This is a genomic window from Cetobacterium sp. ZOR0034 (genome assembly GCF_000799075.1).
Taxonomy (GTDB): Bacteria; Fusobacteriota; Fusobacteriia; order Fusobacteriales; family Fusobacteriaceae; genus Cetobacterium_A.
On sequence record NZ_JTLI01000002.1, the window covers coordinates 110,219 to 122,723 of the forward strand.

12 protein-coding genes are annotated in these 12,505 nt (G+C 30.1%); all 12 read right to left on the reverse strand.

All coding sequences use genetic code 11. The annotated features are described in order from the left end of the window. Positions 1–25: 25 nt before the first annotated feature. On the reverse strand, positions 26–310 hold the full coding sequence (gene rpsF, locus L992_RS01085) for a 30S ribosomal protein S6 (protein WP_047383256.1): 285 nt from the start codon (positions 308–310) through the stop codon (positions 26–28). A gap of 115 nt (positions 311–425) precedes the next feature. Further along, entirely contained in the window at positions 426–1,490 is a 1,065-nt protein-coding gene (ftsZ, locus tag L992_RS01090; protein ID WP_047383255.1) for a cell division protein FtsZ, read from the reverse strand. A 17-nt stretch (positions 1,491–1,507) separates the two neighbouring features. Further along, positions 1,508–2,815 (reverse strand): cell division protein FtsA, encoded by a 1,308-nt coding sequence (gene ftsA, locus L992_RS01095; RefSeq protein ID WP_047393970.1) that lies wholly within the window; start codon positions 2,813–2,815, stop codon positions 1,508–1,510. Then, a complete protein-coding gene (locus L992_RS01100; RefSeq protein ID WP_052193871.1) occupies positions 2,805–3,497 on the reverse strand; it encodes a cell division protein FtsQ/DivIB in 693 nt (230 codons plus the stop codon). The genes ftsA and L992_RS01100 overlap by 11 nt, the downstream gene beginning before the upstream one ends. A 33-nt stretch (positions 3,498–3,530) precedes the next feature. Then, positions 3,531–4,391 (reverse strand): D-alanine--D-alanine ligase, encoded by an 861-nt coding sequence (locus tag L992_RS01105; RefSeq protein ID WP_047383253.1) that lies wholly within the window; start codon positions 4,389–4,391, stop codon positions 3,531–3,533. Positions 4,392–4,406: 15 nt separating this feature from the next. After that, entirely contained in the window at positions 4,407–5,249 is an 843-nt protein-coding gene (murB, locus tag L992_RS01110) for a UDP-N-acetylmuramate dehydrogenase (RefSeq protein ID WP_047393973.1), read from the reverse strand. A gap of 3 nt (positions 5,250–5,252) precedes the next feature. Next, positions 5,253–6,587 (reverse strand): UDP-N-acetylmuramate--L-alanine ligase, encoded by a 1,335-nt coding sequence (gene murC / locus L992_RS13410; RefSeq protein WP_047393976.1) that lies wholly within the window; start codon positions 6,585–6,587, stop codon positions 5,253–5,255. Then, complete coding sequence (gene murG / locus L992_RS13415) at positions 6,588–7,664, reverse strand: undecaprenyldiphospho-muramoylpentapeptide beta-N-acetylglucosaminyltransferase (protein ID WP_047383248.1); 1,077 nt, start codon at positions 7,662–7,664, stop codon at positions 6,588–6,590. It abuts the gene before it with no gap. A gap of 9 nt (positions 7,665–7,673) precedes the next feature. Next, a complete protein-coding gene (gene murD / locus L992_RS01125) occupies positions 7,674–8,987 on the reverse strand; it encodes a UDP-N-acetylmuramoyl-L-alanine--D-glutamate ligase (RefSeq protein ID WP_047383247.1) in 1,314 nt (437 codons plus the stop codon). Between the two features lie 60 nt (positions 8,988–9,047). After that, complete coding sequence (gene mraY, locus L992_RS01130) at positions 9,048–10,136, reverse strand: phospho-N-acetylmuramoyl-pentapeptide-transferase (protein WP_047383245.1); 1,089 nt, start codon at positions 10,134–10,136, stop codon at positions 9,048–9,050. 5 nt (positions 10,137–10,141) lie between these two features. Next, complete coding sequence (gene murF / locus L992_RS01135; RefSeq protein WP_052193872.1) at positions 10,142–11,467, reverse strand: UDP-N-acetylmuramoyl-tripeptide--D-alanyl-D-alanine ligase; 1,326 nt, start codon at positions 11,465–11,467, stop codon at positions 10,142–10,144. A 43-nt stretch (positions 11,468–11,510) separates the two neighbouring features. Continuing rightward, the gene (locus L992_RS01140; protein WP_047383242.1) at positions 11,511–12,401 is read right to left on the reverse strand and encodes a YegS/Rv2252/BmrU family lipid kinase; all 891 of its coding nucleotides are present in this window, start codon (positions 12,399–12,401) and stop codon (positions 11,511–11,513) included. Positions 12,402–12,505: the final 104 nt, after the last annotated feature.

The following is a 12,505-nucleotide window of genomic DNA, read 5'->3' on the forward strand; positions in this document are numbered from 1 at the left end:
AGAATAAACGTTTTCTTTAGTCTAATTAGTCGTTCTTAACTACCATGTATCTCATAACTTCTTCAGTTATGTTAAGCTTTGACTCAACCTCAGTTAACTTAGTACCGTCCATCTCTAAAGTAGTTAGTACGTAGAATCCTGTTTTCTTCTTATCGATTGGATAAGCAAGCTTTCTCTCTCCCCACTTCTCAGATTTAAGAACAGTTGCTCCAGCTGTAGTTAAAATGTTGTTAACTTTAGCTATTACAGTTTCTCTTCCTTCCTCTAATATAGTTGGATTGATGATGAACATTAATTCATACTTTTTCATGTTATTACCTCCTCCCTATGGTTTTAGCCCAAAACACGTAATGATTCTGAGCAGGGTATTATTAATAGTATCATAATTTTTAAAGTTTTACAAGCTTTTTTTGATACTATTAATATTATCTGTTAGCTCTGATCCAAGGTGGAAGATCTAACTCATCTCTAACTTCTGCTGTTTCCTCTACCTTTGGAGCTTCAGCTTTTTTTTCTACATTTATAAATGATTCAGTTTTCTCTTGCTCGTCACCAAAACTATTAGCAATAATTGTAACTTGAATCTTATCTCCGTAAGTTTCATCTGCAGTGATACCAAACATGATATCTTCAGCAGTTTTTCCAGCTGCTTCTTTTACTATATTTGCAATTGCTTGTGCTTCCATAAGTCCTAAGTTTGAAGAACCTGCAATGTTTATTAAAACTTTGCTTGCTCCCATAATAGACTTCTCTAAAAGAGGTGATGATAAAGCTTTTTCAGTAGCTTTAGCAACTCTGTTTTCTCCCTCTCCCTCTCCAAATCCTAATACTGCTACTCCTGAATTTTGCATTGTAGCTTTAATATCTGCAAAGTCTAAGTTTATAAGACCTCTACCAATCATTAGATCAGCGATTCCTTTAATCCCTATTTTTAAGATATTGTTTGCTTCTTTAAAAGCATTTTGAAGAGTTATTGTTTTTTCTGGTAATTCAAATAATTTATCATTTGGTATGATTACTAATGAATCTACATGCTTTTCAAGATTTGATAATCCTAAGTCAGCATTATTTTTTCTTTTTCTACCTTCGAAAGAGAATGGTCTTGTAACTATACCGATAGTTAAAACACCCATCTCTTTTGCTATTTTAGCAATAACTGGAGCTGAACCTGTTCCAGTTCCTCCACCCATACCTGCTGTTATAAATAACATATCTGTTTCTTCTAATAAGTTTCTTAATTTTTCTACATCCTCTTCTGCTGCTTGCTTTCCTACTTCAGGATCTGCTCCAGCTCCAAGTCCTCTTGTTAATTTCTCTCCCAATTGAACTCTTATATCTGCTAAAGAGTTATTTAAATCTTGAGCATCAGTATTTGCTGCAATGTATTCTACACCTGTCACTCCAGCTGCAATCATATCATTTATAGCGTTTCCTCCAGCTCCTCCAGCCCCAATTACTTTTATCTTTACTTCACATTCGTTATTAAACATATTCATACAGCTCCTTATTATATAAAGTTAGAAATCCATTTTTTTATTTTGTTTAAAGCACCATCTGTAACTACTTCTTCCTCATACTCCTCTTCAAAGTCCTCTTGTCTAAAGACTGTCTCATTTATAGGAAGCTCCACAAAAGTTTCCTCTTGTTTTTCCTCTGTTACAACTTCTTTTTCTAAGGTTTCACCTATTATTTCATTTCTCTTTTTGAATTCTGTTTCTAGTTTTGTCAATAAAATACCTATTACTGTAGACATTGAAGGGTTTACATTTTCAAGTCCTCTTAGTGGGAAAGGATTAACTTTTCTAACTGCACACTCCATTTTGCTTCCAACCTTACTGAAAATCTCATCTATAGAGACAGCTCCACCAGTAAATGCCAGCCCTTTTCCTAAGTATCCATTAAATCCTGATTCTTCAATAGTTTTTGAGATAAAGTTTATTAGATCTCCTGTTCTTGCATCTATTATCTCTTTTATCTCATCCAATTTATATTCACCATTATAAGTTCTTATTAAACCATCAAATGATTGCTTACCTCTCAATCTCTCTAAAATCTCTTTTGCCTCTTTTTTAGGTATTTTTAGAAGATAACTCAAATCATTTACAAAGTGCATTCCACCTATTGATAAAGATTTTGTATAAATAATCTTATCATTCTTATAGATAGCTATATCTGTAACTCCTTCTCCTATATCGATTAAAGCTACTCCCATCTGTCTATCCTCTTGTTCTAATGTTGATTTTGCAGATGCTGAAGCATTTAAGAATATATCTTCAATCTCTAAGCCTGCTTTATTAACAACTTCTACTAGTGGATCTAAAGCTTCCTTTTTTATTGTTATTAGATGAACATCTCCTTGAATACTTTTACCAACTTGCCCTATTGGATTTTTTAATATCCCAGAACTATTTACTCTAACATTATAAGCTTCTTGTTCTATAATGATTTCGTCATCTTTCAGTATATTTTCCTTCACTAACTCCACTAAATTATTCATATCTTGAGCTGTAATCTCTTTTTCTTCAAACTCAATACATCCATGATCTGTTTTAGATAGGATTCTATCACTACTAATTCCTAAAGAAACAGCTTCAAAATCTCTTCCGTTTCTTTCCTTTAGCTCTTTCAACCCTTTAGCTATACTTGTAACTAACAATTCTGGGTCTTCAACCACAGATCTTTTTATTCCCTCGCTAGGTACTTCTAAATAATCTAATACTCTTAACTTTAATCCTTCTGTACTAAGTTCTCCTAAAATAAACTTTATCTTTCCATTTCCAATATCTAAAGCTAATTTTGTAATATTATCTTGCACCTTTCCCCTCCTTCTCTTTTACTACTATATCCTTAAATCTTATATCTATATAATCAATCTCTCTCGTTTTAACTATACTTTTATACAGACTCATCATTATTTCATACTTATTTTTAGAAACTTCTGTTCCTGTTTTTATTTTGGTTCCATCTCTTAAAATCACATACATTAAATTTTTATTTTCAACATAAATCTGAGAAACCTCGTCTTTCAAATCCAATTGCTTTAATTTCTGCATAATTTGTAAAAGGCTATTCTTTTCAGAACTCTCCTTAATCATAAGAATCGGCATACTTTTTTTAGGATACTCCTCTAGTCTTCCAAAAATTGTTCCATCTTCATCCATTGTATATATCTTAGATTTGTGCTGAATATAATAACTACTCTCTTTTTCAGTAATATCAATTGTTATTTCATTTAGATTTTGCTTCGATATACTTACTTTTTTAATTCTAACATCTTTCAGTAATTTTTTCTCTAAACCATCTAAATTTAAATCGTTGATATTTTTTCCTAAAATTTCATTCTTTATTTTTTCTAAATCTGATTCTAAACTTCTTGAAACCTCACTAATTTGAACTTTTGAAATATTAAAAAATTCTCTATTTTTGAAATCTTTTTCTATTTGAATTATAATGAAAGTTAGTGCCAATATTATAGCAATTTTAAGTATTTTTTTCAAGAATCTCTCCCTGTTATTTCTTATATTTTATGGTTAGCAGCTTTCAACTAGAATCCTTGTTAAATCATCAAATGAATATCCCTTTAGTGATGCTAATTTCGGAGCTAAACTTGTTTCTGTCATTCCAGGACAAGTATTAACTTCTAAGAAATATGTTTTTCCATCTTTTAGTATGAAATCACTTCTTGTAATTCCTTTTAATCCTAATTTTTCATGAATTTTTCTTGCTGCTTCCGCTGCTTCTTCATAAGCTTCTAAACTTATTTGTGCTGGGCATTCATACTCTGTTTTTCCAACTGTATATTTTGACTCATAATCATATAGTCCTGATTTTGGCTTTATTCTTACTACGCCTAATTTTTCTCCGTTTAAAACTCCCGCAGTTAATTCATCACCTTTTATAAATTCCTCTATTAAAGGTTCTTTATCCTTTAATTTTTCAAATGCCAATCTAGCCTCTTCCTCTGTGTTACAAATATATAAACCTACACTCGAACCTTCTTTAGCAGGTTTAATTACAACTGGATAACTATCTATTTCATCTACTGTGTAGTATGTTTTTGCCATTCTAATTCCTAAATCTTTAGCTATTATTTTAGTTAAAATCTTATTCATTGCTACAGCACTTCCAGTAACTCCAGAACCCGTATATTTCTTCCCTAACATATCTAGTATAGATTGAACTCTTCCATCCTCTCCATACTCTCCATGAAGAGCTAAATAAACTAAGTCATATTCATTATCTAAAAATGCTGACACTAAATTTTCGTGTGTTAAATCAATTTTATATGCATCATATCCTTGTCTTAATAAGCTATTTAATATTGCAGCTCCACTTCTTAAAGAAACTTCTCTTTCAGATGTAATTCCACCCATAACAACTGCTATCTTCATGTTATAATACTCCTCCTAGTCTCTTACAATTATTATTTCTTCTTCTAGTTGTATTCCTGTTTTTTCCTTTACACCAGATTTTACTTTTTCAATTATATTGATAATATCCATAAACTTAGCATTTCCTTTATTTACTATAAAGTTAGGATGGACCATCGATACTTGAGCATTTCCAACAATTTCACCTTGGAGTCCTGCTTCTATTATCAATCTTGCTGAAAAATATCCTTCTGGATTTTTAAATGTACTTCCTAAGTTCGGTTCATTCAACGGATGATTTTCGCTTCTCTTCACTTTGTATCTGTCTACCACTTCAGCTAAATATCCTATATCAAATTTAAATGTTGCACTTACTACAACCCATTTCTTCTCTTTTATCTCTGTAACTCTATACGAAAACTTTAAATTTTCTTTAGAAATTTTTCTTATCTCTTTGTTTTCATCTATAATTTCAACTGAGATTATTTTATCAAATATCTCTGTCCCGTGAGCTCCACCATTCATAAATACTAATCCACCAACAGTTCCTGGAATTCCCGCTAAATTTTCTAATCCAGAATAATTTTTTTCTCCCATATAATCTATTAAATCTGAGAAATCTAACCCTGCGCCAACCTCAACGATTCCGTCACCTTTATCATCTATATAGTTTATATCTTTAAGAGATATGAATGTTGTCTCTAAAATCCCATCGTTTATCAATGTATTTGTTCCGTTTCCTAAAATAAAAAATTTATTTTTTTCTCTTAGAATCTCTACTAGCTCATCTCTATTTTCAACCTCAATAAACTCTTTCGCTACTCCTCCTATCTTCATGTTAGAGTGCTCTTTCATTACGTGATTTCTATGTAATTTCATTATCTAATTTCTCCCTATATTCTCTGCTATTGTATGAGCTAAGCTTGAGATATTTCCAGCACCCATAAATAAGAATGTCGCTGATTCTTTCTCACTTGCTACAATTTTTGCAATCTCTTCATTTTTCTCAACTATAGTGCAATGCTTATGCCCTATCTTTTCTTTTAACTTTTCTAATGTCACTCCGAATTCGTTATTTTCTCCTGCGCTGTATACAGGCATTAGTATAACTTCATCAACACCTTCAAAACTACCCTTAAACTCATTTAAAAGGAAGTTTACACGACTATATCTATGCGGTTGGAATATTGCTATTGTTTTATTTTTTTCAATAGTTTTAGCTCCTTGTATTGTTGCCTTTATCTCTGTTGGATGATGTGCATAATCATCTATTATTCTTATTTTGTCACTGTGCAATATATCGTATCTTCTTTTAGCACCTTTAAATTTTAATAATTTTTGAGCTATTCTCTCTTTTGAAATATCAAACTTTTTTGCTAGATATATAACTGGTAAAGCATTTTGTATGTTATGATTTCCTGGAATTGACAGTTCAAACTCACCAAATTCTTCACCATCTATTATCACTTTAAATTTTGTTTTAAAATTTTCAACTCTTATATCTGTAGCTATTATATCTGATTTTTCATTATTTATACTATATGTTTTTATATTTTTTCTACCTTTAGCTAATTCTAAAGCTTCTGGGCAATCTCCACAAACTAGAATCTCTCCCTTTGTTTGTTCCATAAATTGCACAAAAGATTTTTTTATATTCTCTAAACACCCATGATTTTCTAAGTGATCCGCTTCTATGTTAGTTATTATCGATGTTTCAGGTGTTAAATATAAAAATGAGTTATCACTTTCATCAGCTTCTGCTATAAAGACATCTGTTTTTCCACATCTAGAATTCGATCCAATTTCTGGTAAAATTCCTCCTACTACTATAGTTGGGTCTATATCTAAAAGTAACGATCCTAACATAGAACTCGTTGTAGTTTTCCCATGAGTTCCAGCTACTGCTATTCCTTTTTCTTTATTCATTAAAATAGATAATAACTCTCCTCTTTTAATTATCTTTATCCCTAGCTCTTTCGCTTTTTTTATCTCTGGGTTTTCTGATTTTATTGCACTTGAAGCCACAACTAAATTAGATCCCACTACATTTTCTCCTAGGTGTTCTCCAAAAACTTTTATACCTAAACTCTCTAGCTCCTCTGTTACATAGTTTCTAGAAAGATCTGCTCCCGCTACGTCATATCCTTTTATTTTCATTATTTTGGCTAAACCACTCATTCCAATTCCATTTATTCCAATAAAGTATATCTTCTCCATCTAACTCCTCCATATATCTAAGCATTCAACGATTTTTTCTGCTGCATTACTCTTTTTTAAATTTTTTGCTTTTCTACTCATCTTATTTAACTCTTCATCGTTTTTTATAAGCTCTAAAGCTTTTTCAATAGCTTCATCAGCCTTACTATCACTATAAAGAAGAGCTGCCTCATTTTCAGAAAGAATTTTAGCATTTTGATATTGACCTACTTTAATCGAATTATAAGGTATCAATATCGACGGTTTCTCTAATTGAACTATTTCAGATACTGTTAATGCTCCAGCTCTACAAACTACTAAATCTGCTGCTGCCATAATATTTATCATATTATTAAAGTAAGGTTTTATTATATCACTTACCTTTACCTGTTGATCTTCTAGCTTTTCATTTATCTCATTAAAGTTCTTATCTCCAGTAGCCCAATAAATTCTAATACTTTTATCTTTATAAATATCTTTTAGATTTTTTATCACTGCTTCATTTAGAGATTTCGCTCCTAAGCTTCCTCCTGTTATAAGTAAAACTTTCTCATCTTTACCTATTTTTAATCTTTCTCTTTCTGTATCTTTATCCATAGCATAGATATCTTCTCTCAATGGATTCCCTGTTACTAAAAATTTATGTTGATCTTTCACAGAGATATCTTCGTAAGTTGTATCAAATGCTAAAAAACAAGTTTTAGCTATTTTATAAAATATTTTATTTGCTAATCCTAAATCTGCATTTTGTTCTTGTAAATATATTTTTTTTCCCAAAATTAGACCTGCTAGTAAAACTGGAATCGAAATGTAATTCCCAAAACCTATTATGATTTCAGGATTTTCTTTTTTTACAATTTTAAAAGCTTGTGCAAAAGCCTTTATATTTAAGTGTATTTTCTTAAAATTTTGAAAAGGGTATATATCAATTCCTAAAAATCTAAACCCCTCCTCTGGAACCAAATCTTTTTCCATTCTTGTCGAACTTCCTACAAATAAAACTTCCATTCCTCTATCTAAAAGCTTTTTTCCTACGGCTAAAGCAGGATATATATGTCCTCCTGTTCCACCTGTTGTTATTATTATTTTTTTTGCCATAAATTTCTCCTAACTAAAATAACTTTTTGTTAACTCTTTGAAAACTCTTCCTCTTTCTTCAAAGTTTTTAAACTGATCAAAACTCGATGTTGCTGGTGAAAATAGCACCACTGTTTCTTCATCTTTTTTCAATCTATTTTTTAAAACTTTCAAAGCATTATCTAAAGTTTTTAGATTAAATATTTTTTCTTCTGGATAATCTATTTTTTTCAAACCTTCTTCAAGTTTATCTGAAATATCTCCAATTAAATATACCTCTTTTACTCTATTTTTTATCAACATTTCTAAAGGTGTTAAATCTAACTCTTTATCATATCCACCACAAATTAAAATTGGATTCTGGAAAGCTTCTACTGCAAACTTTGTTGAATCTATATTAGTTCCCTTTGAGTCATTTATAAATTCAACTTTTCCATAACTAAAGAAGTTTTCCATTCTATGTTCTAATGTTTTTGTTGAATATAAAAACTCTCTTATAATCTCTGTTGAAATCCCTAATATTTTCCCTACACAAACTATAAATAGCATGTTTTCTAAATTATGTTTTCCTTTTAGTGCAACTAGTTTTTCGTCTAATATTTTTTCATCTTGATAAACTACCCATCCGTCTTCGACATAAGTCTCTTCATTTAGTTCACTTTTAATTAATCCTACAAATTTTTTCTTGCCTGATATCTTATCTAATCTTTTCAGTGTTTCTACACATAAAGTATTTACTATAAAACAGTCGTTTTCCTTTTGATTTTTTCCTATATTAAACTTTGTGTCATAATAATGATCTAAATCTCTGTATCTAGACAGATGATCTGGTGCTAAGTTAACTATTAAGGCTATATCTGCTTTAAACTCTTTAATATTTTCTAATTGATAAGAACTAGCTTCTAAAACATAAAAATCTAATTCTGGATTTTTACTTATTGTTTCACTAAAAGAAAATCCTATATTTCCACATACTTTACTTTTAAAACCTGCTTTTTCTAAAAGTTCTGAAATTTTAGAAGTAACTGTTGTCTTTCCGTTTGTTCCTGTTATTGCTATTATTTTTCCAGAAATATTATTCTCTATTTTATATCTATATCCCAACTCTATATCATCTATTACTTCTATTTTTAAATGAAGTGCTTTTTTTATTAAATCTGTATAAGGCACTCCTGGACTTTTTACAAAAATACTTATCTCTTCATTATCTAATATTTCCATTCCTTTTTCTGAGGGTATAGATATTTTATCATCAATCAAATATACCTGATATCCCATTCTCTCTAAAGTATCTTTCGAGCCTTTTCCACTTACTCCAGCCCCAAAAACTATAGCTTTTTTCATATTATAAAGCCTCCTTATTTTTAAACGACAAAAACCACAGTGATTTTCACTGTGGTCTTATTATAGTATTCCTCTTAATCTCACTATTCCTAAAGCTAGCATTCCTAAGAATAACGCAGCAATCCAAAACCTCATCGTCACCTTCGTCTCTGGCAATCCTGCTAATTCAAAGTGATGATGAATTGGAGCCATTTTGAAAACTCTTTTTCCCCTCATTTTGAAAGAACCTACCTGAAGAATAACTGATACTGCTTCTAAAACAAATACTCCACCTATCACTGGTAAAAGTAACTCTTGTTTTAATAATATTGCTACAACTCCTAATATCCCTCCTAAAGTAAGAGATCCTGTATCTCCCATGAATATTTGAGCAGGATAGAAATTGTACCATAAGAATCCTAATCCAGCTCCTATTAAAGCTGATAAAAATACTGAGAGCTCACCTATTCCTGCGATATAGTGTAAATTAAGGTGATTACTTAACTCTATATGACCTGTGAAATACGCTATTATTCCTAATATTGTTGCTCCTATAATTACCGGCATAATTGCTAGTCCATCTAATCCATCTGTTATATTCACTGCATTTGAAGTTCCCATTAAAACTAGAGCTATGAATATCAGCATTAAAGTGCCACCTAAATACAGATTACTATTTGAAATCATTGGGTTAACAATAGATAAATCTAAAACCTTATTTCCCGTTAGACCAAACTCCTTTATGAAGTACCATGTTAATATTGCAATAAAACATTGCCCCATTAATTTTTTCTTTCCAGAAAGCCCTTTTTTATTTACCGTAAATTTTTTATAATCATCTATAAAACCTATACTACTAAATAGAATTGTTATTATAAACATCAGTATTAAAAATTTATTAAATAAATCTCCTATTAAAACTGAAGTTAACAACGTTCCAAATATTATTAAGATTCCACCCATTGTTGGAGTTCCTTTTTTTGAAAAATGACTTACTGGTCCCTCTTCTCTTATTGATTCACCAAACTTCTTTATTTTTAAATACTGTATAAACGGCTTTCCTGTTATTAAAACAACCAAAAACGCCAATATAAACCCTAAAAAACTTCTTAAATATATAGATTTAAGCCCCTCCAAAACTGGAAAATATTCGGCCAATAAATATAGCATCCCTCTTACTCCTTTGATATAATTATTTCTTCTAGTTTCATTCCTCTAGAACCTTTCAACAAAACCCCTACGTTTTCTATCTGTTGAATAGCATTCTTTATCTCATTTTTACTATCGAAAGACTCTATAGCTTCATTTTTTAAGATTTCAGATGCCTTTTTCATTCTTTCTCCGTAAATAAAAATTCTATAAAAATTATGTTTTAAAGCCTCTGACAATACCTCTATATGATACTCAATCTCTTTTTCTCCCAGTTCAAGAGCATCTGCTAATACGACAACCTTCTGTTTATTTAAAGGCAATGATGAGAATGCCTGTAGTGCCATTTTCATTGAAACCGGACTAGCATTATACGCATCATTTATATATAAAACTCCATCTTTTATTATTTTTTCAAATCTCATTCCTGTGATTTCTATGCATTCTAACGCCTCTTTTATTTCTGTATAGCTCATATTAAACATTTTACCTAATGCTATTCCAAACGATGCGTTAATAACATTGTATAATCCATTTAAAGGTAGAAAATATTTCTCTTCATTTAGAGTAAATATCATTCCCTCATACAAATCTTTTGTTTCGTTTATAATGTAGTTATTATTTTTATCAAACCCTACTTTTATTCCCTCTACAGTTTTAAAATAAGGGTCATCTCCATAAAGTAGTGTTCTTTTTGCATCAACATATTTTAAAAGCTCTGTTTTTGCTTTAAATACATTATCTCTATTCTTTAAAAACTCTAAGTGAGAATCTCCTATATTAGTTATCACTGCATAATCAGGTTGAGCTATTTTCGAAAGTAAATCTATCTCTCCTAAATCACTCATTCCCATTTCTAAAACAGCTATTTCATCTTCACTACTCAATTGTAAAATCGTATATGGTAGTCCTATATGATTATTATGATTTCCTAAAGTTTTCTTTACTCTATATTTTTTTTTCAAAATACCGTGGATCAAATCTTTAGTTGTTGTTTTTCCTTCACTACCTGTTATTGCTATAACTTTTAGATTCAATTTTTTTCTATATAATTTAGCTAATTCTTGTAAAGTTTGTATACTATTTTCAACTTTTATAACATTTGAATATTTTAACTCTTCTATTTCTCTGTCACAAATAACTAATTCAGCTCCATTTTTTAAAGCTTCACTAACATAGTTATTGCCATTATTTATTGCAATAAATAACGATCCTTTCGTCACTTTTTTACTATCCATTTGGACATCTGTTATAAATCTATTATCTATTAGTTTAGAATTCAATTTTTGAAAATAATTTATTAGAACTTCTGTAAACACTTTCACTTTTACATCCCCTTTTTTAATTTTCATTCTAATATTTTACCATTTTTTTAGTACTCTTTTCAATTTTTTTTTAACTTATCCCTAAAACTTTTAACCCTTTATGAATACACTCTATTTCTACTGGTAATTTTGGACCTGTCTCTCCATCTATATCAGTCGAATAGTTTTCTACACCTACAATTTTTAATGATTTCGTTTTAAAATACTTTACAGAATGAATATCTTTTTCTAGATGAGTTTTTGTAGCTAGTGCTGCACTTATCTCTGGAACATCAATCATAAAATCTGGCTTCAAAACTAAAATGTCAAAATAACCGTCATCTAACTTCGCGTTATATGCTAATTCAAAATTACCTGCGCTTTTACCATTAAAAATTAAAATAGATACAATATCTGTTATCGCTGTATATTCATTACTTTCTAATATAACTTTCAATCTCTTTATTTTTGTCATCTCTTTTATTCCGTTCAATACATAAGCTAACTTTCCCATTGTTTTTATCATTGCTCTATCTGTAGTTTGTGAAATTGTTGAAAAAACACCTATACTTGCTATATTTATAAAATACTTTTCATTTATTCTTCCTAAATCTATATCTTTCGGCTGACTAGTTAAAATCTTTTTACAAGCCTTTTCAATATCTTTTGGCATTCCAATTACATTTGCAAAATCATTTGCGGTCCCTGTTGGAAGAATTGCAATTGGAATCTCTATGTTGTTTCTTTTCAAGATATTTACAAAGCTATTAATTGTCCCATCTCCACCAGATATTAAAAAATGGTCATAACTTTCTATCTCTTCTAAAATACTCTCCCTTTTGCAACCTTTAGATATTCTAAAAATATCTACCACGTATCCAAATTCTTGATATATTGCAAAAATTTTATCCAATTCTTTTAATATTTTTCCTCCACCAGATACAGGATTATATATTAATTTTACTTTTTTTTGCTTCAACATATGGCTTGGCCTCCAATTTTTGGGTATAAAAAAAAGATTGGCAACTTCCTATCCTCCCAGGGGGCTGCCCCCCAAGTACTTTCAGCGTTTATGGGCTTAACTTC